Origin of the sequence: Pseudomonas sp. NFACC25 (assembly GCF_900100935.1) — a bacterium.
GTDB classification, from domain to species: Bacteria; Pseudomonadota; Gammaproteobacteria; order Pseudomonadales; family Pseudomonadaceae; genus Aquipseudomonas; species Aquipseudomonas marginalis.
Window position 1 is genome coordinate 1 of record NZ_FMUC01000003.1, and the last position, 24,963, is coordinate 24,963.

Consider the following 24,963-nt stretch of genomic DNA (forward strand, 5'->3'; position numbering starts at 1 on the left):
ATGAAAAGTCCGGGAGACTTGTATGTGCCGTCCACCCGAATTTATCCAGGGTGCTTGCCCGATGTGGAATATCCGGCAGAAATGAAAGTTCGAAGCGTCAGGCAGGACGGATCGATCAAGTGGAACGGCAAGTTGGTATTTATCAGCGAGGCGCTGTCCGGGGAAAGGATAGGGCTCAAAGAAGCTGAAGATGATGCTTGGGATTTGTACCTGTGTGATTATCCCTTGGGGAGGCTTGGACGAGGTATGACCCGCGTCCAGGCCTCAAATGTGTAAACGATGTCCCCGGTTTCAGATGTAAACGATGTCTACGGTTCTACACCCCGATAGCGGTATGTCAGCAAAAAAAGCAATGACTGATCCACCGCTATCGGGAGCAAGCCCCCTCCCACATTTGCTTACGCAGCCTGTTGGAATTGCTGGCGGTATTGGTTCGGCGATAACTCGGTGTGTTGGCGAAACAACCGCGCAAAGAAACTCGCATCGTCATAACCCACCTCATAACTGATGGTCTTGATGCTCTTGCGGCTGCCCGAGAGCAGGCCCTTGGCCGTCTCGATACGCAGCCGTTGCAGGTAGTGCAGCGGCTTGTCGCCGGTGGCGGTCTGGAAGCGGCGCATGAAGTTGCGGATGCTCATGCCGTGTTCCCGGGCGACGTCTTCGAAGCGGAATTTGTCGGCGAAGTGCTCCTCGAGCCAATGCTGGATCTGCAGGATGATCACGTCCTGATGCAGCTTCTGCCCGCCAAAACCGATACGTCCCGGCGAGTAGCTGCGCTGCACTTCGTAGAGGATGTCGCGGGCCACGGCCTGGGCGATGTTGGCGCCGCAGAAGCGTTCGATCAGGTAGATATACAGGTCGCACGCCGAGGTGGTGCCGCCGGCGCAATACAGGTTGTCGGCGTCGGTGAGGTGCTTGTCCTGGTTGAGCTGGACCTTGGGGAAGCGTTCGCCGAACGCGTTGAAGAAACGCCAGTAGGTGGTCGCCTCCTTGCCATCGAGCAGGCCGGCTTCGGCCAGCCAGAACACCCCGGTGGCTTCGCCGCAGAGTACCGCGCCCCGTGCATGCTGTTCGCGCAGCCACGGCAGCACTTGCGGGTAGCGCGCGCACAGGGCATCGAAGTCATCCCAGAAGGCCGGTAGCACGATGATGTCGGCGTCTTCCAGGCCGCCGTCCACCGGCATGATCACGTCACTGAAACTGCGCACCGATTTTCCGTCGGGGCTCACCAGGCGTGTTTCGAACGCTGGGGTCAGGCCCAGGCCTTGTTGTTTGCCATAACGCAGGCTGGCGAGATGGAAGAAATCCTTGGCTTGCATCAGGGTTGAAGCGAATACCCGATCAATGGCCAAAATGCTGACGCGCCGCAATGGCGTGGAGATTTGGTTAGACATAATTTCATTTATTCTTATAGGGGAAAGTGGTCACCAGACGGCTGGATCGTCTTATTTTTTGTCGCATGTGTCCAGTGTCCTGTGACGCCATCGGGGCATAGGCTCTGTGGGTTCCTCCTTGTCCGACAATCCACGCAGGTGACCCATGATTCCGAGAACCTTGTTCAGCCCGGAGCACGAACTCTTCCGCCAGAGCGTGCGCACCTTTCTTGAAAAAGACGCTGCACCGTTTCACGGGCAATGGGAGAAGCAGGGCTACATCGACCGTAACCTGTGGAACAAGGCGGGGGAGGCGGGGATGTTGTGTTCCCATCTGCCGGAGGAGTACGGCGGGCTGGGCGCGGACTTTCTCTACAGCGCGGTAGTGATCGAAGAGATCAGTCGCTTGGGCCTGACTGGCATCGGCTTTTCCCTGCATTCGGACATTGTCGCGCCCTACATCCTGCATTACGGCAGTGAAGCGCTGAAGCACAAGTACCTGCCCAAGTTGATCTCTGGCGAGACAGTCACGGCCATCGCCATGACCGAGCCGGGTGCCGGGTCCGACTTGCAAGGGGTCAAGACCACCGCCGTGCTGGACGGTGATGAGTACGTGATCAATGGCTCCAAGACCTTTATCACCAACGGGTTCCTGGCTGAGCTGGTGATCGTGGTCGCCAAGACCGATCCCAAGGCCGGTGCCAAGGGCACCAGCCTGTTTCTGGTGGAGGCTGATACGCCCGGCTTCGCCAAGGGCAAGCGCCTGGAGAAGGTCGGCATGAAGGCCCAGGACACCTCGGAGCTGTTCTTCCAGGACGTGCGGGTGCCCAAGGAAAACCTGCTGGGCCAGGCCGGCATGGGCTTCGCCTACCTGATGCAGGAATTGCCCCAGGAGCGTCTGACTGTCGCGATTGGCGCGCTGTCGTCTGCCGAGGCGGCGTTGCAGTGGACCCTGGAATACACCCGTGAGCGCAAGGCGTTCGGCAAGGCGATTGCCGACTTCCAGAACACCCGTTTCAAGCTGGCGGAGATGGCCACGGAGATTCAGATCGGCCGCGTATTCGTCGACAAATGCATGGCGCTGCACCTGGAAGGCAAGCTGGATGTGCCCACTGCCGCGATGGCCAAGTACTGGGCCACGGACCTGCAATGCAAGGTGCTGGATGAGTGCGTGCAGTTGCACGGCGGCTACGGCTTCATGTGGGAATACCCGATTGCGCGGGCGTGGGCGGATGCGCGGGTGCAGCGGATTTATGCGGGGACCAACGAGATCATGAAGGAGATCATTGCGCGGGCGCTTTGATTTTTGCTGGTCTTGAGTGCGTCATCGGGGGCAAGCCCCCGATAGCGGTCTACAGATCAATCAAGGCGCCGGATTCGGATGATCCTTCTGAATCGCCTCAATCCCTTCCAGCACCTCTTTCGACAGTTTCAGATCAGCACTGGCGATGTTGCTGTCCAGTTGCTCCAGGTTCGTGGCGCCAATAATGTTGCTGGTCACGAACGGTTGTTGGGTCACAAACGCCAACGCCATCTGCGCCGGATCCAGGCCATGCTCCCGCGCCAGTGCCACGTAACGGCTGCACGCCGCCTCCGACTGCGGGTTGAAGTAGCGGCTGAAACGGCTGTACTCGGTCAGGCGCGCCTTGGCCGGGCGTGCGCCACCTTCGTACTTGCCGCTGAGCATGCCGAACGCCAGGGGCGAGTAAGCCAGCAGGCCGCATTGCTCACGGATGGCCACTTCGGCCAGGCCCACTTCAAAGCTGCGGTTGAGCAGGTTGTAGGGGTTCTGGATCGATACCGCGCGGGGCCAGCCACGGGCTTCGGCCAGGGCCAGGAATTTCATGGTGCCCCACGGGGTTTCATTGGACAGGCCGATATGGCGGATCTTGCCGGCCTTGACCTGCTCGTCCAGGGCTTCGAGGGTTTCCTCCAGCGGGGTCAGGTCGTCTTCGTCCTTGTGCTTGTAGCTCAGTTGGCCGAAGAAGTTGGTGCTGCGCTCCGGCCAGTGCAACTGGTAGAGGTCGATCCAGTCGGTTTGCAGGCGCTTGAGGCTGGCGTCCAGTGCCTCGACGATGTGCTTGCGGTTGTGGCGCAGGTGGCCGTCGCGGATGTAGTCGATGGTGTTGCCGGGGCCGGCGATCTTGCTGGCGAGGATCCAGTCGCCACGGTCGCCGCGGCTTTTGAAGTAATTACCGATGTAACGCTCGGTGGTGGCATAGGTGTCGGCCTTGGGCGGCACCGGGTACATTTCTGCGGTGTCGAGGAAGTTGATCCCCGCCGCCTTGGCCCGTTCGATCTGCGCGAAGGCCTCTGCCTCGCTGTTCTGCTCGCCCCAGGTCATGGTGCCCAGGGCTATCGCGCTCACGTTCAGATCCGTTCGGCCCAGCTGTCGATAATCCATCGGGTACTCCTTCAGGGAAAACAATCATAAAAGCAGGTTGAATTTTTTTTCGCAATCTGCATAATTGCCCACCTCTTTCTGCAGTGGAAGTGATGCGCCGCCTGCCGAAGAATCTTGCCGTTGAACGGACGCGCCGACCCGAGCCCCCGATAGCGTCTGTATCCGGCTGCCTTTGACTTGTCAAAGTAAGCACTATTCAGTAAGATCCGCCGTCTAATTTACAGGGCGGCCCCTGAGGCTATTAAAGAATGACAACTTTTACTGCAAAACCGGAAACAGTTCAGCGCGACTGGTTTGTCGTCGACGCCGCTGGTCAGACCCTGGGTCGTCTGGCCACTGAAGTCGCCAGCCGTCTGCGTGGCAAGCACAAGCCTGAGTACACCCCTCACGTTGACACCGGTGACTACATCGTGATCATCAACGCTGAGCAGGTACGTGTTACCGGCAACAAAGCGCAAGACAAAATGTACTACCGTCACTCCGGTTTCCCAGGCGGTATCAAGTCTTCCAACTTTGAAGGCCTGATCTCCAAGAAGCCTGAAGCCCCGATCGAAATCGCGGTCAAAGGCATGCTGCCGAAGGGCCCACTGGGTCGCGATATGTTTCGCAAGCTGAAAGTCTATGCGGGCGCTGTACACCCTCATGCTGCTCAGCAGCCCCAAGAACTGAAGTTTTAACGGAATAGTTCATTATGTCGGCGACTCAAAATTACGGCACTGGCCGTCGCAAAACCGCAACCGCACGCGTTTTCCTGCGTCCGGGCACTGGTAACATCTCGATCAACAACCGCACTCTGGATAACTTCTTCGGTCGCGAAACTGCCCGCATGGTAGTTCGTCAGCCGCTGGAATTGACCGAGACTGTTGAAAAGTTCGACATCTACGTCACCGTTATCGGTGGCGGTGTAAGTGGTCAAGCTGGCGCAATCCGCCACGGTATCACTCGCGCTCTGATGCAGTACGACGAAACCCTGCGTGGCGCTCTGCGCAAAGCTGGCTTCGTGACTCGTGATGCCCGTGAAGTTGAACGTAAGAAAGTCGGTCTGCGTAAAGCGCGTAAGCGTCCGCAGTACTCGAAGCGTTAATTCGCTTTACGTTCCACAAAAACGCCCAGCCTCCTTACGGAGCTGGGCGTTTTTTATTGCCTGCGATTTATGCACATTTTTCACCGTGACAACTTGCCACATCCGTAGACCCCCTATACTACAAGGCCTGGAGGCGGAGCCCCGGGCAATTCCCTTGTCAGACGTGGGGCTTTTCATTACCATTCGGCAAAATTTTTATAAGTTCAGATTTAATACTTAGTAGACGCCTGATTTAACAGGCCAAAAAGCTGATGGGAGAGGACTGAATGAGCAATGACGGCGTGAATGCAGGCCGGCGTCGCTTCTTGGTAGCAGCCACATCCGTGGTGGGTGCTGCAGGAGCGGTGGGGGCTGCGGTCCCGTTCGTGGGGTCATGGTTTCCCAGTGCCAAGGCGAAAGCCGCAGGTGCACCGGTGAAGGTGAATATCAGCAAGATCGAACCAGGCCAGCAGATGATTGCTGAGTGGCGCGGCCAGCCGGTATTCATTGTTCGTCGTACGGAGGAAATCCTGGGAAATCTGAAAAAGATCGAAGGCCAGTTGTCTGACCCCAAATCTGAGAAATCCGACCAACCCGCCTACGCCAAAAACGAAGCACGTTCGATCAAGCCAGAGATTCTGCTGCTGGTCGGCCTGTGTACCCACTTGGGATGCTCACCCACTTTCCGCCCGGAAGTTGCCCCAGTCGATCTGGGGAAAGACTGGGTCGGTGGTTATTTCTGCCCCTGCCACGGCTCCCACTACGATCTGGCGGGTCGCGTCTACAAGTCCCAGCCCGCTCCCTTGAACCTGCCCGTGCCTCCGCATACCTACGAAACTGACGACCTCATTGTCATTGGCCTCGATAAGGAGAACGCGTGATGAGCAAGTTCATGGATTGGGTCGATGCACGCTTCCCCGCTACTAAAATGTGGGAAGACCATCTCAGCAAGTATTACGCCCCGAAGAACTTCAACTTCTTCTACTTCTTTGGCTCCCTGGCACTGCTGGTGCTGGTCAACCAGATCGTCACCGGTGTCTGGCTGACGATGAGCTACACCCCGTCGGCGGAGGAGGCGTTTGCTTCCGTCGAATACATCATGCGTGACGTCGAGTACGGCTCGATCCTGCGTCTGCTGCACTCCACCGGCGCTTCAGCGTTCTTTATCGTGGTCTACCTGCACATGTTCCGTGGTTTGCTCTACGGTTCGTACCAGAAGCCCCGCGAGCTGGTGTGGGTGTTCGGCATGCTGATCTACCTGGCGCTGATGGCAGAAGCCTTCATGGGCTACCTGCTGCCATGGGGCCAGATGTCGTACTGGGGCGCCCAGGTGATCATCTCGCTGTTCGGTGCGATCCCGGTCATCGGCAACGACCTGACCCAGTGGATCCGCGGTGACTACCTGATCTCCGGTATCACCCTGAACCGCTTCTTCGCCCTGCATGTCGTGGCGCTGCCCATCGTGATCCTGGGCCTGGTGGTGCTGCACATCCTGGCGCTGCACGAAGTGGGTTCCAACAACCCGGACGGCGTTGACATCAAGAAGCACAAGGACGAGAACGGCATCCCGCTGGATGGCATCCCGTTCCACCCGTACTACACCGTGAAAGACATTGTCGGCGTGGTCGTGTTCCTCTTCGTGTTCTGCTCGATCGTGTTCTTTTTCCCGGAGATGGGTGGTTATTTCCTCGAGAAGCCTAACTTCGAACAGGCGAACGCCTTCAAGACACCTGAGCACATTGCCCCGGTCTGGTACTTCACGCCGTTCTACGCGATCTTGCGGGCGATCCCCGACAAACTCATGGGCGTCATCGCCATGGGCGCGGCCATTGCGGTGCTGTTCGTGTTGCCGTGGCTCGACCGAAGCCCGGTCAAGTCCATGCGCTACAAAGGCTGGCTGAGCAAAATCTGGCTGTGGGTGTTCTGCATTGCATTCGTGATTCTGGGCGTGTTGGGCGTATTGGCGCCGACCCCGGAGCGTACGCTGCTGTCGCAGGTCTGCACCTTCCTGTACTTCGCCTACTTCATTCTGATGCCGTTCTACACCCGGCTCGAGAAGACCAAACCGGTTCCGGAAAGGGTGACTGGCTGATGAAAAAATTATTCGTTGCATTGATGCTTGCGGCGCTGCCGCTACTGTCCTTCGCTGCCGAGCACGGCGGCCCGGAACTGGAAAAAGTCGATATCGACGTGTCTGACAAGGCGGCTATGCAAGACGGCGCGCGTACGTTCGCCAACTACTGCATGGGCTGCCACAGCGCCAAGTTCCAGCGTTACGAGCGGGTGGCCGATGACCTCGGTATCCCCCATGAAATGATGCTGGAGAAGCTGGTGTTCACCGGTGCCAAGATCGGCGACCACATGAATATCGGCATGAAGCCTGCCGACGCCAAGACCTGGTTCGGTGCAGCACCGCCTGACCTGACTCTGGTGGCACGTGTACGCGGCACCGACTGGCTCTACGGCTACCTGAAATCCTTCTACGAGGACCCGGCGCGCCCTTATGGCGTGAACAACCGTGTGTTCCCGAACGTCGGCATGCCTAACGTTCTGGTCGGCCTGCAAGGCAAGCAAGTGGTAGGATGCAAGCAGGTTCAGGTCGTCGAAGACGGCAAGAAGCAATATGATCCGTTGACCGGGACGCCTTTGACCCATGAAGCGTGCGATCAACTGAAGATAGAAACCCCTGGTTCGTTGACTGACGAGCAGTTTGACGAGAAGGTCAAGAATCTGGTGACCTTCCTGGCCTATTCGGCCAACCCGGTCAAACTGCAACACCAGCGCATCGGGACGTATGTCTTGCTGTACCTGGCTTTCTTCTTCGTATTCGCTTATCTGCTTAAACGCGAATACTGGAAGGATGTGCATTGATCCAACCGTAAGCAATTGCTGTTAATCTTGCGCGCCCAGCGGCATCTCTAACCCGTAGCGACCTGGACTTTCCAGAGGCTGCAGAGATGCTTTCTGGGCGCGCTCGTTTTTGAGCTTTCCATAATTTCAACAAGCGAGGAGGACCGCCATGGGCGTGACCAATCGGTTGGCCTGTTACTCCGACCCCGCCGACCACTATTCCCACCGAGTACGCATCGTACTCGCAGAGAAGGGTGTCAGCGCCGAGATCATCAGTGTGGAGGTGGGTCGTCATCCGCCGAAACTGATCGAAGTGAACCCTTACGGCAGCTTGCCCACCCTGGTCGATCGTGACCTGGCGTTGTGGGAGTCAACCGTGGTGATGGAATATCTGGATGAGCGTTACCCGCATCCGCCTTTGCTGCCGGTGTATCCGGTGGCCCGTGCCAACAGCCGCCTGCTGATCCATCGGATCCAGCGAGATTGGTGCGGGCTGGTGGATTTGATCCTGGATACCCGCAGCAAAGAAGCCGCTCGGGTGCAGGCGCGCAAGGAATTGCGCGAGAGCCTGACCGGTGTTTCGCCGTTGTTCGCCGATAAACCTTTTTTCCTCAGCGAGGAACAAAGCTTGGTGGATTGCTGCCTATTACCCATACTCTGGCGCTTGCCGATTCTGGGCATTGAACTGCCACGGCCTGCCAAGCCGTTGCTTGATTACATGGAGCGCCAGTTTGCGCGTGAGGCTTTCCAGGCAAGTCTGTCTGGTGTCGAACGCGATATGCGCTAAGGCTTAAGGAGCCGTTGATGAACTCCAGTCGACCTTACCTGGTCCGCGCGCTCTATGAGTGGATTGTGGATAACGATTGCACCCCGCACATGCTGGTCAATTCCGAATTTCCTGCGGTTCAGGTACCGCAGGGTTTTGCCAGTGACGGGCAGATTGTGTTGAACGTATCACCCAGCGCCGTGCGCCACCTGCACATGGACAATGAAGCGGTCAGCTTCGAAGGGCGCTTCGGTGGTGTGCCGCATACGCTGTTCGTGCCGATTGGCGCTATCCTCGGCATCTATGCCCGGGAGAACGGCCAAGGCATGGTGTTCGATCTGGAGTCGCCTTTCGAGGACGACGAAGTGATTGAAGAGGAAGATGGCGATGATGTGCCGCCACCGGATACCGAGCCACCGCGTCCAAGCGGTCGGCCGAGCCTGAAAGTGGTGAAGTAAAGTGCGTAAGTCTTCGGGCCTGCGTTAAAAAATGCCTCGGCTCTGCCGGGGCATTTTTTTGTCAAAAACTCCCCGCTGTTTCGCTGGCGGCTCCCGTGGTGAACTGATTGTCGACGCCGCCTTGCCAGTAGACCTCGTTGACATTGCTCAGGCTGCGGATCAGGCATTTCCATTTGATGTGTTGCTGTGTGGGCCACACGACAGTGCCGCTCCAGCGATTGGATGCGCCGGATTGCAGTGCGATAGCGTGGGCCGGGTCCCAGGCGCCGAGTTCGATAGGCGACCCCACTGCGTAGACTGCCTGGCCGAGCTCCGGCCTGGCGTTGTCGCAGTGCAGGGTGGTCGTGGTGTCGGAAGGTGCCGGGGCGGCCTGCCACGAGCGGATGCGCTGCCCGTCCGCAAACAGGGCAGGGCTGAAGCCGTCAGGCACCTTGGAAAGGTCGGAGTCCAAGGCGATCAGCAGGCGCTTGCGGCTGCCTTGGATGGCGGCCACCAATCCGGAATAGTGGGTCTGGAAACTGATGGGTGAATCGGCCCTGATGCCGGCGTCCTTGCGCAGGCTGATCAGCTCGCGGATCAGGTCGCCCCGGCCCCAGTCGTACATGTCGGGCCAATACACAGTCGGCGTACCCGGGCTCAGCAGGATATAGGCATAGGCGATATTGCGTTGCGGGTCGGCAAGGGGCCAATGATGCTGCCCGCCGTATTGCCCTGGCGAATAACCGGTGTCGTGGTTGTCGACAAAGGTCACCGCGACCTGCCGCCATGCCGGTTCGGGATTGCCATTCAAGCCATGACGCCACTCGGCCAAGCTGCCATTTTGCATGCGCTCCTTGAGGGCAAAATCGAACACGCTGCAGTGGGACCGATCCGACCAGTCCTTCAACGCATCCTGCCAACTGGCCTGGCTGCGCCAGTCGTTCGCCGGATACTCGCCGGGGCCTTTCCACAACTCGCCGACGCAGAATGCTTGGTCACCCAAGTTTTTCATCCACACATCGACCCGCTCCGGCGCGTAGCCGCGCACAAAATCGAAGCGCAAGCCTTTGGCGCTGTAGTTGTCCCGCAGGTTCCTGAATTCCTGCATGAAGCGCTGCGAGACTTCCGAGTTGCTTGTGTTGAGGTCGGCCGAGCCGCTCATGAACGCGTCGCCCTCATCACAGACCACGGGTGCTGTGCAGTCATCGCGCCACAGCTTGAGCCCCCTGGGAAAGCGTATCTGTTTACCTGGCAGCTTGTCGTTCATATGGTTGGGCACCACGTCGTATATCGCTTGCACGCCGGCACCTGCCAAGGCGGCGACCGCCTGTTTGAGCTGGCTGTCGCTGCCGTACTGGCTGTTCTTGTCGAAGTCGCTCCAGAAGTAGCCTTCACCGCCGCCCGACGTTCCCGACGTCGCGTCGCTCCAACTGGATTGATCGCTCCAGGCGGGCGGCAGCCAGATTTTGGTGAAGCCGTCCTGGCCGATAGTGGGGGCCATTTGTGCCAGCACCTCATACCATTTCTGCGGGGCATTGCGGCTGGAGTTCCAGTGGAAACCCTGCAGCAGGATGTCTTCTCCACCGCCATTGCGCACGCTCGGCGGTGCAGCGTGGACGGCGCATGCCAGCAGCCAGACAATCGTTGTGCAATACCAGCCTGTGCGTTTCATCACCCGGCACCTGTTTGCTGGAACAGGCTTTACTCTGCTACGGGGATGGAAAACCGTCTGCTGTCATAATTGTCAGGTGCGCGAGAACGTTTGGCACTAAGACCCAGGCGTGAAGTAGCCACGCGTTATGTTCGAATTTGAACCCCCTTTTCACGGGAGCCCTATACAGCCGGAGCTGAAAGCTGCCCGCTTGTACATGAAAGTGCGGTACAAACGGTGATCGTACAACCGCCATGGGCTATGATGCTGTTTTAGTCCACCGAGATAGATGATTCCACATGGAAAACGCCAGCACCGCCCCTCGTCTTCCCCGCAAGCGCCGCAGCCTTGCCCAGGAATTGGTCACGGTGCTGTCCGAGCAGATCCGTGATGGTCAACTCAAACGTGGCGACAAGCTGCCCACCGAATCGGCGATCATGGACGCCCATGGCGTCAGCCGCACCGTGGTCCGCGAGGCCATCTCCCGCTTGCAGGCGGCGGGGCAGGTGGAAACCCGTCATGGTATCGGCACCTTTGTGCTCGACACGCCGAGCCCGAGCGGCTTTCGCATCGATCCGGCCACCGTAGTGACCCTGCGTGATGTGCTGGCGATTCTCGAACTGCGTATCAGCCTTGAAGTGGAATCCGCCGGGCTGGCCGCACTGCGCCGTAGCGATGAACAGCTGGCCGCCATGCGCGCGGCCCTCGATGCCCTGAATGAAAGCGCGGCGCACGCCGGTGATGCGGTGGCCTCGGACTTCGCATTCCACCTGGAAATTGCGTTGTCCACCGGCAACCGCTACTTCACCGACATCATGACCCACCTGGGCACCAGCATCATCCCGCGTACGCGCCTGAACTCGGCACGCCTGGCCCATGATGACCACCAGCACTACATGGGACGCCTGAGCCGCGAACACGAAGAGATTTATGAGGCGATTGCCCGCCAGGATTCGGATGCGGCGCGGGCTGCGATGCGTTTGCACCTGACCAATAGCCGTGAGCGGCTGCGCCATGCCCATGAAGAGGCTGAAAGGGCAGGCTGATCGTCAGCAGGTGGCTCATGTGCTGTCCAGCGTTTTTCTATGACGTTTGCATTGATTGGATGTAGGACGCTAACGAGTCCAGTGTTCGCCTCAGGAGCCAATGCCTAAGCCCCTGAGGTGTGTTATCCGCCCTTGATGAACGGTACATAACTGTTAGAGCTCACAGTATCGACAGGCGGTACCGCTCAAGCCGGGGTATTCGGCTTGTAATCCTTAAGCAACAAATACGTACTCCACCCCCACCAATCATTGGTCCAGTGCTTGTCGTTGAGGTCATTCACGTCCTTGCGTCGCAGCACCTTGTCGCCCTCCATCTTGAACAATGGCGAGAAGTTATTCGCCGGGTTCTGCGCGGCATTCAGATCCGGCACATACAGCGGTGCCTTGAAGTTGGCCGGGGAGGGCGCAACGCCACTGATGAAGGTTTCGAAGATCTCATCAGCGGATGCCTGAACGGCGCGTTTGACCTGTGCCCGATTGGCTGCGTCGAGACTGTCGAAATAGCGTTTGTCGCCATAGGCATGCCACTCGTCACCCACGGCATTGCGCACCTTGAGCCCGAACTTGCTGTCTTCATCGTGCATGAAGCGGCTGATCAGCGAGCCCAGTTCGCCCGGAGTGACGACCGCCGCCAGCTGTTTGCGCGGCACGCGCAGGTGGCCGGCAGAAAATAGATCGGTCAAGAAGTGATCGGCAAAGCCGTTCATGGCGTAGGCCAGCTCCAATGCCTGATCGGTACCGGTCTGGTGGGCCACCACGGCCTGTTGCAAGGCGGCTGCATGCCCCGCCAGGTAGGCTGCCAGCGCCCATTCGCCGAAGTGGTCGGCGTTGTCCGCCGCCAGTTTCAGGTAACGCCCCAGTGGGATCAGTGCCGACACCGCGCTGCCGCCACCGGTGATGCGGTTCCATTCCTCGGACAACGTATCACCCAGGGCATCATAGGCTTCATGGGCTTGCTTGCCGTCCTTGATCGCCTGGTTGACCGCGTTGATCTCTTTTTGCATCACCGCCAGGATCTTCGGCGCTTCGTCCCGCGAGGCCGGCAGCACGGCCAGTGAGTTGAACGCGGCGCTGAAACGCTGCATACGATCGGCAGGTGAGGTGCCTTCGTTGATGGGCTGGCCGGGGATGCCATAAAAATCACCGCCCAGGGCGATCACTTGGCCGTAGGTGAGTGCCAGCCCGTTGGGCAGGTGCAGTTCGACTTGCCGCGCGGGGATTGCCGGGGCGTCCTTGCTGAAGCGCAACAGCGTATCGTCGCCGATGGCGGTGTGTTCACCGCCTTCGAAGCGCAGGGTAGGCGGTTTTTTTGCGGGTGCTGCGAGTTCAGGACCTGACATGTTAGCTCCTTGCTATGTCGTAGGAATCTTCCTTGAATGCTGTATGTATATACAGCAATGCAGAGCATAGAGGAATAATTTCCTACGTCAAGAACAGCGCTGCCCAAGCCTTTCAACGCCCTCAAGTGCACAACGCCGATGAATTGCAGTTGACGAAATTATTTATAGTTGTACGATGACGTACGACATCAACAAAACCAACAACCTTTCAATAGAAAGTCTTCGCCCAGGGTGTTCGAATAATGAATCCACAAGAACTGAAGTCCATCCTCTCCCACGGTCTGCTGTCTTTCCCGGTGACCGATTTCAATGCCCAGGGTGACTTCCACCAGGCGGGCTACATCAAGCGCCTGGAATGGCTGGCCCCTTACGGCGCCACTGCTTTGTTCGCAGCGGGCGGCACTGGTGAGTTTTTCTCCCTCGCCGCCAGCGAATATTCCCAAGTGATCAAGACCGCCGTGGATACCTGCGCCACCAGCGTGCCGATCCTCGCCGGTGTCGGTGGTTCGACCCGCCAGGCCATCGAGTACGCGCAAGAAGCCGAGCGCCTGGGCGCCAAAGGCCTGTTGCTGCTGCCGCACTACCTCACCGAAGCCAGCCAGGACGGGGTTGCCGCCCACGTTGAAGCGGTGTGCAAATCAGTCAAGATCGGTGTGGTGGTCTACAACCGCAACGTGTGCCGCCTGACCGCTCCGCTGCTGGAACGCCTGGCCGAGCGCTGCCCGAACCTGATCGGCTACAAGGATGGCCTGGGTGACATCGAGTTGATGGTGTCGATCCGCCGCCGTCTGGGTGATCGTTTCAGCTACCTCGGCGGCCTGCCGACCGCGGAGGTCTACGCCGCTGCCTACAAGGCCCTGGGCGTACCGGTGTACTCCTCGGCGGTGTTCAACTTCATCCCGAAAACCGCGATGGATTTCTACCACGCCATTGCCAAGGACGATCACGCCACCGTCGCCAAGATCATCGACGACTTCTTCCTGCCGTACCTGGACATCCGTAACCGCAAGGCCGGTTATGCCGTGAGCATCGTCAAGGCGGGTGCAAAAATCGTCGGCTATGACGCAGGCCCTGTGCGCACGCCGCTGACCGATCTGCTGCCGGAAGAATACGAAGCCCTGGCCGCGCTGATCGACAAGCAAGGTCCGCAATAAATTATCCACAAGGCCGCTGAGCAATCAGCGGCCTTTTGCGTCAGGAGAAGATTCGTGTCCCAAGTAAAGCGTTTTGAGAACTACATCAACGGTGAATGGGTTGCCGGCGCCGATTACTGCGTCAACCTCAACCCGTCGGAGTTGTCCGATGTCATTGGTGAATACGCCAAGGCCGACGTCACCCAGGTTAACGCCGCCATCGACGCCGCCCGCGCCGCATTCCCGGCCTGGTCCACTTCCGGGATCCAGGCTCGCCACGATGCCCTGGATAAAGTCGGCAGTGAAATCCTCGCCCGTCGCGAAGAACTCGGCACCCTGTTGGCCCGGGAAGAAGGCAAGACCCTGCCGGAAGCCATCGGCGAAGTGACCCGCGCCGGTAACATCTTCAAGTTCTTCGCCGGTGAATGCCTGCGGTTGTCCGGCGACTACGTGCCGTCGGTACGCCCGGGCGTCAATGTGGAAGTCACCCGTGAAGCCCTTGGCGTGGTCGGCCTGATCACCCCGTGGAACTTTCCGATCGCGATTCCCGCCTGGAAAATCGCCCCGGCCCTGGCCTACGGCAACTGCGTGGTGATCAAACCGGCTGAACTGGTACCGGGCTGCGCCTGGGCCCTGGCGGAGATCATCTCCCGCGCCGGTTTCCCTGCCGGCGTGTTCAACCTGGTAATGGGCAGCGGCCGTGTGGTGGGCGATGTGCTGGTCAACAGCCCGAAAGTCGACGGCATCAGCTTCACCGGTTCCGTCGGTGTGGGTCGCCAGATCGCTGTCAGCTGCGTATCGCGCCAAGCCAAAGTGCAGTTGGAAATGGGCGGCAAGAACCCGCAGATCATTCTCGACGACGCCGATCTCAAGCAGGCCGTCGAGCTGTCGGTACAGAGCGCGTTCTACTCCACCGGCCAGCGTTGCACGGCGTCCAGCCGCCTGATCGTCACCGCCGGTATCCACGACCAGTTCGTCGCGGCCATGGCCGAGCGCATGAAGTCGATCAAGGTCGGCCACGCGCTCAAAAGCGGCACCGACATCGGCCCGGTGGTTTCCCAGGCCCAACTGGACCAGGACATGAAGTACATCGACATCGGCCAAAGCGAAGGTGCGCGGCTGGTGAGCGGTGGCGGCCTGGTCACCTGCGACACCGAAGGCTACTACCTGGCGCCGACGCTGTTTGCCGACAGCGAAGCCGCCATGCGTATCAGCCGTGAAGAGATCTTCGGCCCGGTCGCCAACGTCGTGCGCGTGGCGGACTACGAGGCGGCACTGGCCATGGCCAACGACACCGAGTTCGGTTTGTCGGCGGGCATTGCCACCACGTCGTTGAAGTACGCCAACCACTTCAAGCGCCACTCCCAGGCGGGGATGGTGATGGTCAACCTGCCGACCGCAGGTGTGGATTACCACGTTCCATTCGGTGGGCGTAAAGGCTCGTCCTATGGCTCGCGGGAGCAGGGTCGCTATGCGCAGGAGTTCTACACCGTGGTGAAAACCAGCTACATCGGTTCGTAATACGCAACACCCAGTGGGGGCCGGAGGCCTGCCGGTCCCCACGACAAAAACAGAAAACCATTACCCGCAAAAAAAATAATTAGTGGGAGTACTTCTACATGCAAGCGACCAAGCCGACCCATGTCCGCTATTTGATCCTGCTCATGCTGTTCCTGGTGACCACGATCAACTACGCCGACCGGGCCACCATCGCCATCGCGGGCTCCAGCCTGCAAAAAGACCTCGGCATTGACGCGGTCACCCTCGGTTATATCTTCTCCGCATTCGGTTGGGCCTACGTGGCCGGGCAAATCCCCGGTGGCTGGCTGCTGGACCGATTCGGCTCGAAAAAAGTCTACGCCCTGAGCATCTTCACCTGGTCACTGTTCACCGTGCTGCAAGGCTACGTCGGTGAGTTCGGTGTCTCCACCGCAGTGGTTGCGCTGTTCATGCTGCGCTTCATGGTGGGCCTGGCCGAGGCGCCGTCCTTCCCCGGTAACGCGCGCATTGTCGCCGCCTGGTTCCCGACCGCCGAGCGCGGTACGGCCTCGGCGATCTTCAACTCGGCGCAGTACTTCGCCACGGTGTTGTTCGCGCCGCTGATGGGCTGGATCGTCTACCGCTTCGGCTGGCAGCACGTGTTTATCGTGATGGGCGTGATCGGCATCGTGTTCTCGCTGATCTGGCTGAAAGTTATCCACAGCCCGCGCCAGCACCCGATGATCAACGAAGCCGAGCTCAATCACATCGCCGCCAATGGCGCGATGGTCGATATGGACCAGGACAAGGGCAAGGGTAAGAAAACCGACGGTCCGAAGTGGGATTACATCCGTCAGTTGCTGACCAACCGCATGATGCTTGGCGTGTACCTGGGCCAGTACTGCATCAACGGCATCACCTACTTCTTCCTGACCTGGTTCCCGGTTTACCTGGTGCAGGACCGCGGCATGACCATCCTCAAGGCCGGTTTCATCGCCTCGTTGCCGGCGATCTGCGGGTTTATCGGTGGCGTGCTGGGCGGGGTGATTTCCGACTACCTGCTGCGCAAAGGCCATTCGCTGACGTTCGCCCGCAAGGCGCCGATCATTGCCGGCCTGCTGGTCTCCAGCAGCATCATCGCGTGCAACTATGTAGACGTTGAATGGATGGTGGTGGGCTTCATGGCCTTGGCTTTCTTCGGCAAGGGTGTTGGCGCATTGGGCTGGGCGGTGGTGTCCGACACCTCGCCGAAACAAATCGCCGGTCTCAGTGGCGGCTTGTTCAACACCTTCGGTAACCTCGCGTCGATCACCACGCCGATTGTCATCGGCTACATCATCAGCACCACCGGCTCGTTCAAGTGGGCCCTGGTGTTTGTCGGCGCCAACGCGCTGGTGGCGGTGTTCAGCTATCTGGTCATCGTCGGCCCGATCAAGCGTGTAGTACTCAAAGAGCCGCCAAGCAAGGGGCCTGAGTTGACCAACCTAACCGAAGCGCATTCCTGAGAGGCCCCGTGATGCAGTTGATTGAACATGCCGACTCGCCGCGCTCCATCCGCCTGCACGAGCGCGACAACGTAGTGATCGTGGTCAACGACCAGGGCGTACCGGCCGGGACCGAGTTCCCGGACGGCCTGGTGACCGTGGATTTCATCCCCCAGAGCCACAAAGTGACCCTGGAAGACATCCCTGAAGGCGGTCAGATTATTCGCTACGGACAGACCATCGGTTACGCCCTGGCGCCGATTCCGCGCGGCAGTTGGGTCCAGGAAGATCAACTGCGCATGCCCTCCGCGCCACCGCTGGACAGCTTGCCGCTGTCCACCGAGGTGCCTGAAACCCAGGCACCGTTGGAGGGGTTTACCTTCGAGGGCTATCGCAACGCCGACGGTACCGTGGGCACGCGCAATATCCTCGGCATCACCACCACGGTGCAGTGCGTGACGGGCGTGCTGGATCATGCGGTCAAGCGCATCAAGGACGAATTGCTGCCCAAGTACCCCCACGTCGATGACGTGGTGGCGCTGACCCACAGCTACGGCTGCGGGGTGGCGATCACCGCGACGGATGCCTACATCCCGATCCGTACCGTGCGTAACCTGGCGCGCAACCCGAACCTGGGCGGCGAAGCCCTGGTGATCAGCCTGGGCTGCGAGAAATTGCAGGCCGGGCAGGTGATGCATGACAACGACAGCTCCGTCGACCTCAGCGAGCCGTGGCTGTATCGGTTGCAGGATTCCAGCCACGGCTTTACCGAAATGATCGAACAGATCATGGACCTGGCCGAAGTGCGCCTGAAGAAGCTCGACCAGCGTCGCCGGGAAACCGTGCCGGCGTCCGAGTTGATCCTGGGCATGCAGTGCGGCGGCAGTGATGCGTTTTCCGGCATCACCGCCAACCCGGCGCTGGGCTATGCCTCGGATCTGTTGCTGCGGGCCGGGGCAACGGTGATGTTTTCCGAAGTCACCGAAGTGCGGGATGCCATTTACCTGCTGACTTCGCGCGCAGAGACGAAGGAAGTTGCCGAAGAGTTGGTCAGGGAAATGGACTGGTACGACCGCTACCTGGCCAAGGGTGAGGCCGATCGCAGCGCCAACACCACGCCAGGCAACAAGAAGGGCGGGCTGTCGAACATTGTCGAGAAGTCCCTGGGCTCCATCGTCAAGTCCGGCAGCAGTGCGATCAACGGCGTGCTGGGCCCTGGCGAGCGCTTCAAAAGCAAGGGCCTGATCTTTTGCGCCACGCCGGCCAGTGACTTTGTCTGCGGTACCCTGCAACTGGCGGCGGGGATGAACCTGCATGTGTTCACCACCGGGCGTGGCACCCCTTACGGGCTGGCGATGGCGCCGGTGGTGAAGGTCTCGACACGTACGGAGCTGGCGCAGCGCTGGCCGGACCTCATCGATATCGACGCCGGGCGCATTGCCACCGGGCGCGCGACCATCGAGGAGTTGGGCTGGGAGTTGTTCCACTTCTACCTGGACGTGGCCAGCGGTAAGAAGCAGACCTGGGCGGAGCATCACAAGCTGCATAACGACATCACCTTGTTCAACCCGGCGCCGATTACCTGAGACCGCGTCGCCTGCCATCGGGGGCAAGCCCCTCCCACAGTTTGAATTGTGAATACTTTCAAGTGTGGGAGGGGGCTTGCCCCCGATAGCGGTCTATCAGGCGCCGTTGGGCTGTATGGCTTATCATTAGCCACCTGACGACGCTCACCAAGGTTCTCCCCGGCATGCTGGCAATTTTCCTCACCACCCTCACCATCACTGCGCCGGTATTCGCCATGCTGTTCCTGGGTGTGCTGCTCAAGCGCATCAACTGGATCAACGACAACTTTATCCACACGGCTTCGTCCCTGGTGTTCAACGTCACCATGCCGGCGCTGCTGTTCCTCGGCATCCTCCACGCCGACCTGCACTCGGCGCTCAAGCCGGGGTTGCTGATCTATTTTGCCGTGGCCACGCTGCTGAGCTTTGCCCTGGCCTGGGGCTGGGCGATTTTTCGCTGCAAGCGTGAAGACCGGGGCATCTACACCCAGGGCGCGTTTCGCGGCAACAACGGGGTGATCGGCCTGGCCCTGGCGGCCAGCATGTATGGCGACTACGGCATTTCCCTCGGCGCGATCCTCGCGGCGCTGGTGATCCTGTTCTACAACACGCTGTCGACCATTGTGCTGGCGGTGTACAGCCCGGTGATCAAGTCCGACCCATGGAGCATCTGCAAAAGTGTGGTGGCCAATCCGCTGATCATCAGCGTCATCGTGGCGGCGCCGTTCGCGTATTTTCAGATTGGCCTGCCGGGTTGGCTGGAAAAATCCATGCAGTACCTGGCGGACACCACCTTGCCGCTGGCATTGATCTGCATTGGCGGCACCCTGTCCCTGGCGGCGTTGCGCAAGAGCGGCAATATGGCGCTGAGCGCGAGCTTGATGAAGATGGTCTGGCTGCCGGTGGTCGCGACCCTGGGCGCTTGGCTGTTGGGCTTTCGCGGGCCGGAGTTGGGAATCCTGTTCCTGTACTTCGGTGCGCCGACCGCTGCGGCGAGCTTCGTGATGGCCAGGGCGGCCGAGGGCAATCATGAACTGGCGGCGGCGATTATCGTGATCACCACGCTGATGGCGGCAGTGACCACGAACATCGGGATTTTCGTGTTGCAGGCGGGGGGCTGGATCTAGCCTTCTTTCTGATAGGTGTCGATGACTTCCTGCGCCGCCCGAAACGCATCAATCGCCGCCGGTACGCCGGCATACACCGCGCAATGCAGCAGCGCTTCGCGAATTTCCTCCACAGTACAGCCGTTGTTCAACGCGCCGCGCACGTGGCCCTTGAGCTCCTGCGGGCACTTGAGCGCGGTGAGGGCGGCCAGGGTAATCAGGCTGCGCGTCTTCAGCGGCAAACCTTCGCGGGTCCACACGCTGCCCCAGGCATGTTCGTTGACGAAGTCCTGCAGCGGCTGGGTGAATTCGGTGGCGTTGCCCAGGGCACGATCGACGAACACATCGCCCATCACCTGGCGACGCATTTCAACCCCGGGCTTTTTCTGATCGGTCATTGCGATTCCCTCTTGTGTTGGCGGCGCCAGGCTCGCAGCGTGCTGAACAACAGGAAAGCCACCAGCGCTGGCAGGACGTAATACAGCATCAGTTGTTCAAGCTTGTTGGCCAGGGGCATGCCGGTGGTGAACGACATCACGTGCAGCCCATACGCCAGGTACAGGCCCAGCAGCACCAGGCCTTCGGCGCGGGTGACGCGGTAGCCGGTATAAAACACCGGCAGGCACAGCACCACCACGCCGAGCATCACCGGCAGGTCGAAGTCCAGGGCGTTGGGCGACACCGACAGCGGTGAAGGCGCGAGCAGCGCGGTCAGCCCCAATACGCCCAGCAGGTTGAACAGGTTGCTGCCGATCACGTTGCCCACGGCAATTTCCCGCTGGCCGCGCAGGGCGGCAATCAGTGAGGTAGCCAGGCAGGGCAGCGACGTACCGACGCCGATCAGCGTGAGGCCGATGATGCGCTCCGAGAGGCCCAGGTCCGCCGCCACATCCACCGCCGCGCCGAGCAGCAAGTGCCCGGCCAGCACCAGGATCAACAGCCCGCCCAGCATCTGCAGCACACTGCTCAGCCAGGGCGCCCGGGCGACGGTATCCAGGGTGCGCGGGCGGCGCGAATGGCGGGTCTGGTAATGCAGCACGCCGAGGTAGGCCAGCAGGGCAATCAGCAGCAGCAGGCCATCGACCGGCGTCAGTTCTTCATTGGCCGCCAGGGTAAACACCAGCAGCCCGGCGAGGATCATCACCGGAATATCCACGCGCACCAGCTGCCGCGAGACGCGCAGGGGGATGATCAGCGCCGACAGGCCCAGGGTCACGAGAATGTTGAAGATGCTGCTGCCGATCACGCTGCCCACGGCAATGTCGGTATTGCCGGCCAGGGTGGCCTGCAGGCTGACGGTCATCTGCGGCGCGCTGCTGCCGAAGGCGACGATCGTAAGGCCGATGATCAGCGGCCGCACCTTGAGGCTGGCGGCCAGGCGCACGGCGGCGCGCACCAGGATTTCGGCGCCGAGGATCAGCAGCACCAGGCCGCTGACCAGTTCGAGCAGGCTCCAGGGCGAGAGGGCGGTTAATCCGAAAATGGCCAGGGCTCCGTCTTCAATTGCTCAAGGCTTGCACGCGAACCCGCGCAGTGCCGCTGCTCAGCATGCCCAGTTGCTCGGCCGCCTTGCGTGATAGATCGATCAAGCGCCCACGGGTATGCGGGCCGCGATCGTTGATGCGGACCACGACGGATTTGTCGTTGTCGAGATTGGTGACCTTGACCTGGGTGCCGAAGGGCAGTCGCCGGTGGGCCGCGGTCAGGGCGTTCTGGTTGAAGGGTTCACCGCTGGCGGTTTTTTTGCCATGGTGCCTGGCGCCGTAATAAGAGGCGGTGCCGGTTTCGTCGTAGCCGTTGGGGTCGATGAGGCCGCTGGCGCAGCCGGCCAGCAGTGAGAATAGAGCCCATAGACCTAATAGACGCTTCATTATCAAGGTGCCCCCCATCACAAATGTGGGAGGGGGCTTGCCCCCGATAGCGGTGATTCAGTCAAAACAGCAGTGACTGACACTCTGCTATCGGGGGCAAGCCCCCTCCCACAGGAGGTCCGAGTCAGGCATGAAGTCTCGCCCGGACCATTCATCGCAATCAGCCTTCGAGCTTGCTTTTCAGCAGTTCGTTCACCTGTTGCGGGTTGGCCTTGCCTTTGGAGGCTTTCATCGCCTGGCCGACAAAGAAACCGAACATCTTGCCGCGCTTGGCTTCGTCTGCCGTACGGTACTGTTCGACCTGCTCGGCGTTGGCCGCCAGCATTTCATCCAGCACGGCCGAGATGGCGCCGCTGTCGGTGACTTGCTTGAGGCCGCGTTTCTCGATGATCTCGTCGGCGCTGCCTTCACCGCTGGCCATGGCTTCGAACACGGTCTTGGCGATTTTGCCGGAGATGGTGTTGTCCTTGATGCGCAGCAGCATGCCGCCCAATTGCTCGGCCGACACCGGCGCTTCGTCGATCTCCAGGCCCTGTTTGTTCAACAGGCTGCCCAGCTCGACCATCACCCAGTTGGCTGCCAGCTTGGCGTCACCGGCAATGCTCACGACCTTTTCGAAGTAGTCGGCTTGCTCACGGCTCGAAGCCAGTACGCTGGCATCGTAGACCGACAGGCCGAACTGCGCCTGGAAGCGCTCGCGTTTTTGCGGCGGCAATTCCGGCAGGGTGGCGCGGATCTCATTGAGGAACGAGTCCTCAAGCACCACCGGCAACAGGTCCGGATCGGGGAAGTAACGGTAGTCGTTGGCTTCCTCTTTGCTGCGCATGGCGCGGGTTTCGTCTTTGTTCGGGTCGTACAGGCGCGTTTGCTGGATCACCTTGCCGCCGTCCTCGATCAATTCGATCTGGCGCCGCACTTCGGTGTTGATCGCCTTCTCGATAAAGCGGAACGAGTTGACGTTCTTGATCTCGCAGCGAGTGCCGTACTCGGCCTGGCCTTTTGGCCGCACCGACACGTTGCAGTCGCAACGCAGCGAGCCTTCGGCCATGTTGCCGTCACAGATGCCCAGGTAACGCACCAGCGCGTGGATGGTCTTGACGTAGGCCACGGCTTCCTTGGCGCTGCGCATGTCCGGCTCGGACACGATCTCCAGCAGCGGCGTGCCGGCACGGTTCAGGTCGATACCAGTGGCACCGTTGAACTCTTCGTGCAGGCTCTTGCCGGCGTCTTCTTCCAGGTGCGCACGGGTGACGCCGACACGCTTGATGGTGCCGTCTTCCAGCGGGATGTCCAGGTAGCCCTTGCCGACGATCGGCAATTCCATCTGGCTGATCTGGTAGCCCTTGGGCAGGTCCGGGTAGAAGTAGTTCTTGCGCGCGAACACGTTGTGCTGGCCGATCTCGGCGTCAATCGCCAGGCCGAACATCACCGCCATGCGCACGGCTTCCTGGTTCAGCACCGGCAGTACGCCAGGCATGCCCAGGTCTACCAGGCTGGCCTGGGTGTTGGGCTCGGAGCCGAACGTGGTGGCGCTACCGGAGAAAATCTTCGATTGGGTGGCGAGCTGGGTATGAATCTCCAGCCCGATCACAACTTCCCATTGCATAGTGTTCTCCTCAGAAGCCGGTAGGGGTGCGAGTGTGCCAGTCGGTGTTCAACTGGTACTGGTGCGCCACATTGAGCAGGCGGCCTTCCTGGAAATACGGGGCGAGCAATTGCACGCCCACCGGCAGGCCATCGACGAAACCGGCGGGCATGGACAAGCCCGGCAGGCCCGCGAGGTTGGCGGTGATGGTGTAGAGGTCTTCCAGGTACTCGGCAATCGGGTCGCCGGTCTTGGCACCGATCTTCCAGGCCGGGTTCGGCGTGGTTGGGCCGAGGATCACGTCGACTTCTTCAAAGGCAGCCATGAAGTCGTTCTTGATCAGGCGTCGGATCTTTTGCGCCTTGAGGTAGTACGCGTCGTAATAGCCGGCGGACAGCGCGTAGGCACCGACCATGATCCGGCGTTGCACTTCGGCGCCGAAGCCTTCGCCACGGGAGCGTTTGTACAGGTCGGTCAGGTCCTTCGGGTTTTCGCAGCGATAGCCGAAGCGCACGCCGTCGAAACGCGACAGGTTGGAAGAGGCTTCTGCCGGCGCGATCACGTAGTAGGCAGGAATCGCATGCTGGTTGTTCGGCAGGCTGATTTCCTTGATCACGGCGCCGAGCTTTTCCAGCGTCTTGACGCTGTTGTGTACCAGTTCGGCGATGCGCGGGTCGAGGCCGGCGCTGAAGTATTCCTTCGGCACGCCGATGCGCAGGCCCTTGAGCGAAGTATTGAGGCTGGCGCTGTAGTCCGGCACCGGTTCATCGATGCTGGTGGAGTCCTGGGCGTCGAAGCCTGCCATGCCTTGTAACAAAATCGCGCAGTCTTCGGCCGTGCGGGCCAGTGGGCCGCCCTGATCGAGGCTGGAGGCGTAGGCGATCATGCCCCAGCGGGAAACGCGACCGTAGGTAGGCTTCAGGCCGGTGAGGTTGGTGAAGGCCGCCGGCTGGCGGATCGAGCCGCCGGTGTCGGTGGCCGTGGCGGCTGGCAGGAAGCGCGCGGCAACGGCCGCAGCCGAACCACCGGACGAACCGCCGGGCACGTGTTCCAGGTTCCATGGGTTCTTCACCGCGCCGTAGTAGCTCGACTCGTTGGCCGACCCCATGGCGAATTCGTCCATGTTGGTCTTGCCCAGGGTCACGGCTCCGGCAGCGGCCAGCTTGGCGACCACGGTGGCGTCGTAGGGCGCCTTGAAGTTGTCGAGCATCTTCGAGCCGCAGCTGGTGCGAATGCCTTGGGTGCAGAACAGGTCCTTGTGGGCGATCGGTGCGCCCAGCAGGGCGCCGGTTTCACCGTTGGCGCGGCGTACATCCGCGGCCTTGGCCTGGCTCAGGGCCAGCTCTTCGGTGAGGCTGATGAAGCTGTTGACCTTGGGGTCCAGCTCGGCGATGCGCGCAAGCAGGGTCTTGGTCAGCTCTTCGGAAGAAAACTTTTTGTCGGCGAGACCGCGGGCGATCTCGGCCAGAGTCATGTGATGCATGAAAGGCTCTTTCCCTTTAGTCGATGACTTTCGGAACCAGGTACAGGCCGTTTTCGACCGCTGGCGCGATGGACTGGTAGGCCTCGCGATTATTGCGCTCGGTCACGACGTCTGCGCGCAGGCGCTGGCTGGCTTCCAGCGGGTGAGCCAGGGGCTCGATGCCGTCGGTATTCACGGCCTGCATTTGGTCAACCAGCCCGAGAATGCTGTTCAGGGCTGCGGTGGTCTGTGGAAGATCGGCTTCATTCAGGCCAAGCGAGGCCAGATGAGCGATTTTTTCCACGTCGGAGCGTTCAAGCGCCATGGGAATCTCCAGTGGAAAACAGA

At 60.3% G+C, this 24,963-nt stretch carries 24 protein-coding genes and 1 pseudogene; 15 read left to right on the top strand and 10 right to left on the bottom strand.

All coding sequences use genetic code 11. The features are described from left to right. Positions 1-276, top strand: a pseudogene (locus BLQ09_RS31405) (IS481 family transposase); the annotation flags it as partial. Between the two features lie 122 nt (positions 277-398). Here the strand turns inward: BLQ09_RS31405 and BLQ09_RS07640 are convergent. Next, positions 399-1,319 (bottom strand): GlxA family transcriptional regulator, encoded by a 921-nt coding sequence (locus BLQ09_RS07640; RefSeq protein ID WP_169899207.1) that lies wholly within the window; start codon positions 1,317-1,319, stop codon positions 399-401. 220 nt (positions 1,320-1,539) lie between these two features. Here BLQ09_RS07640 and BLQ09_RS07645 point away from each other — a divergent pair, with 220 nt between their 5' ends. Further along, positions 1,540-2,676, top strand: a complete 1,137-nt coding sequence (locus tag BLQ09_RS07645) for an acyl-CoA dehydrogenase family protein (RefSeq protein ID WP_027604845.1) — start codon at positions 1,540-1,542, stop codon at positions 2,674-2,676. A gap of 60 nt (positions 2,677-2,736) precedes the next feature. On the opposite strand, the gene BLQ09_RS07650 is transcribed toward BLQ09_RS07645, so the two are convergent. Further along, the gene (locus tag BLQ09_RS07650) at positions 2,737-3,777 is read right to left on the bottom strand and encodes an NADP(H)-dependent aldo-keto reductase (protein ID WP_027604844.1); all 1,041 of its coding nucleotides are present in this window, start codon (positions 3,775-3,777) and stop codon (positions 2,737-2,739) included. 248 nt (positions 3,778-4,025) lie between these two features. On the opposite strand from BLQ09_RS07650, the gene rplM reads away from it, so the two are divergent. The 7 genes from rplM (at position 4,026) to BLQ09_RS07685 (ending at position 8,914) form a co-directional block, all read left to right on the top strand. Beyond that, complete coding sequence (gene rplM, locus BLQ09_RS07655) at positions 4,026-4,454, top strand: 50S ribosomal protein L13 (protein WP_003171742.1); 429 nt, start codon at positions 4,026-4,028, stop codon at positions 4,452-4,454. A gap of 14 nt (positions 4,455-4,468) precedes the next feature. Beyond that, entirely contained in the window at positions 4,469-4,861 is a 393-nt protein-coding gene (rpsI, locus tag BLQ09_RS07660; RefSeq protein WP_003171743.1) for a 30S ribosomal protein S9, read from the top strand. 266 nt (positions 4,862-5,127) lie between these two features. Next, the gene (petA, locus tag BLQ09_RS07665) at positions 5,128-5,721 is read left to right on the top strand and encodes a ubiquinol-cytochrome c reductase iron-sulfur subunit (RefSeq protein ID WP_027604843.1); all 594 of its coding nucleotides are present in this window, start codon (positions 5,128-5,130) and stop codon (positions 5,719-5,721) included. Beyond that, positions 5,721-6,932, top strand: a complete 1,212-nt coding sequence (locus BLQ09_RS07670) for a cytochrome b (RefSeq protein ID WP_003171746.1) — start codon at positions 5,721-5,723, stop codon at positions 6,930-6,932. The genes petA and BLQ09_RS07670 overlap by 1 nt, the downstream gene beginning before the upstream one ends. Next, complete coding sequence (locus BLQ09_RS07675) at positions 6,932-7,711, top strand: cytochrome c1 (protein WP_027604842.1); 780 nt, start codon at positions 6,932-6,934, stop codon at positions 7,709-7,711. Before BLQ09_RS07670 ends, BLQ09_RS07675 begins: the two co-directional genes overlap by 1 nt. A gap of 148 nt (positions 7,712-7,859) precedes the next feature. Beyond that, entirely contained in the window at positions 7,860-8,477 is a 618-nt protein-coding gene (locus BLQ09_RS07680; RefSeq protein ID WP_027604841.1) for a glutathione S-transferase N-terminal domain-containing protein, read from the top strand. A gap of 17 nt (positions 8,478-8,494) precedes the next feature. After that, positions 8,495-8,914 (top strand): ClpXP protease specificity-enhancing factor, encoded by a 420-nt coding sequence (locus BLQ09_RS07685; protein ID WP_027604840.1) that lies wholly within the window; start codon positions 8,495-8,497, stop codon positions 8,912-8,914. Positions 8,915-8,975: 61 nt separating this feature from the next. Here BLQ09_RS07685 and BLQ09_RS07690 read toward each other — a convergent pair whose 3' ends face one another. After that, a complete protein-coding gene (locus BLQ09_RS07690) occupies positions 8,976-10,565 on the bottom strand; it encodes a glucan 1,4-alpha-maltotetraohydrolase domain-containing protein (RefSeq protein WP_092356111.1) in 1,590 nt (529 codons plus the stop codon). Between the two features lie 278 nt (positions 10,566-10,843). Here BLQ09_RS07690 and BLQ09_RS07695 point away from each other — a divergent pair, with 278 nt between their 5' ends. Next, positions 10,844-11,590, top strand: a complete 747-nt coding sequence (locus tag BLQ09_RS07695; protein ID WP_027604839.1) for a FadR/GntR family transcriptional regulator — start codon at positions 10,844-10,846, stop codon at positions 11,588-11,590. A 185-nt stretch (positions 11,591-11,775) separates the two neighbouring features. On the opposite strand, the gene BLQ09_RS07700 is transcribed toward BLQ09_RS07695, so the two are convergent. Then, positions 11,776-12,930 (bottom strand): hypothetical protein, encoded by a 1,155-nt coding sequence (locus tag BLQ09_RS07700; RefSeq protein WP_027604838.1) that lies wholly within the window; start codon positions 12,928-12,930, stop codon positions 11,776-11,778. 242 nt (positions 12,931-13,172) lie between these two features. Here BLQ09_RS07700 and kdgD point away from each other — a divergent pair, with 242 nt between their 5' ends. From kdgD to BLQ09_RS07725, 5 genes are all read left to right on the top strand, one after another. After that, positions 13,173-14,084, top strand: a complete 912-nt coding sequence (gene kdgD / locus BLQ09_RS07705) for a 5-dehydro-4-deoxyglucarate dehydratase (protein WP_027604837.1) — start codon at positions 13,173-13,175, stop codon at positions 14,082-14,084. 54 nt (positions 14,085-14,138) lie between these two features. Next, positions 14,139-15,584, top strand: coding sequence for an aldehyde dehydrogenase family protein (locus BLQ09_RS07710; protein WP_027604836.1), 1,446 nt, complete (start codon positions 14,139-14,141; stop codon positions 15,582-15,584). A gap of 98 nt (positions 15,585-15,682) precedes the next feature. Then, positions 15,683-17,047 carry an MFS transporter gene (locus BLQ09_RS07715; RefSeq protein ID WP_027604835.1) on the top strand — a complete coding sequence of 455 codons (1,365 nt, stop codon included), beginning with the start codon at positions 15,683-15,685 and terminating at the stop codon, positions 17,045-17,047. An 11-nt stretch (positions 17,048-17,058) separates the two neighbouring features. Next, positions 17,059-18,612: a galactarate dehydratase gene (gene garD, locus BLQ09_RS07720; RefSeq protein ID WP_092356114.1), complete on the top strand. Its 1,554-nt coding sequence runs from the start codon at positions 17,059-17,061 to the stop codon at positions 18,610-18,612. A gap of 164 nt (positions 18,613-18,776) precedes the next feature. Beyond that, on the top strand, positions 18,777-19,718 hold the full coding sequence (locus BLQ09_RS07725) for an AEC family transporter (RefSeq protein ID WP_027604833.1): 942 nt from the start codon (positions 18,777-18,779) through the stop codon (positions 19,716-19,718). Here BLQ09_RS07725 and BLQ09_RS07730 read toward each other — a convergent pair. The 6 genes from BLQ09_RS07730 to gatC all read right to left on the bottom strand — a co-directional run bounded on the left by BLQ09_RS07730 (position 19,715) and on the right by gatC (position 24,940). Further along, the gene (locus BLQ09_RS07730) at positions 19,715-20,095 is read right to left on the bottom strand and encodes a carboxymuconolactone decarboxylase family protein (protein ID WP_065924306.1); all 381 of its coding nucleotides are present in this window, start codon (positions 20,093-20,095) and stop codon (positions 19,715-19,717) included. The two genes, BLQ09_RS07725 and BLQ09_RS07730, sit on opposite strands and share 4 nt — an antisense overlap. Then, positions 20,092-21,138, bottom strand: coding sequence for a calcium/sodium antiporter (locus BLQ09_RS07735; RefSeq protein WP_092356117.1), 1,047 nt, complete (start codon positions 21,136-21,138; stop codon positions 20,092-20,094). The genes BLQ09_RS07730 and BLQ09_RS07735 overlap by 4 nt, the downstream gene beginning before the upstream one ends. A gap of 58 nt (positions 21,139-21,196) precedes the next feature. After that, positions 21,197-21,568, bottom strand: a complete 372-nt coding sequence (locus BLQ09_RS07740) for a septal ring lytic transglycosylase RlpA family protein (protein ID WP_027604830.1) — start codon at positions 21,566-21,568, stop codon at positions 21,197-21,199. A 160-nt stretch (positions 21,569-21,728) separates the two neighbouring features. After that, the gene (gene gatB / locus BLQ09_RS07745) at positions 21,729-23,174 is read right to left on the bottom strand and encodes an Asp-tRNA(Asn)/Glu-tRNA(Gln) amidotransferase subunit GatB (protein WP_027604829.1); all 1,446 of its coding nucleotides are present in this window, start codon (positions 23,172-23,174) and stop codon (positions 21,729-21,731) included. A gap of 10 nt (positions 23,175-23,184) precedes the next feature. After that, on the bottom strand, positions 23,185-24,636 hold the full coding sequence (gatA, locus tag BLQ09_RS07750) for an Asp-tRNA(Asn)/Glu-tRNA(Gln) amidotransferase subunit GatA (protein WP_027604828.1): 1,452 nt from the start codon (positions 24,634-24,636) through the stop codon (positions 23,185-23,187). Between the two features lie 16 nt (positions 24,637-24,652). Continuing rightward, complete coding sequence (gatC, locus tag BLQ09_RS07755; protein ID WP_003171764.1) at positions 24,653-24,940, bottom strand: Asp-tRNA(Asn)/Glu-tRNA(Gln) amidotransferase subunit GatC; 288 nt, start codon at positions 24,938-24,940, stop codon at positions 24,653-24,655. Positions 24,941-24,963: the final 23 nt, after the last annotated feature.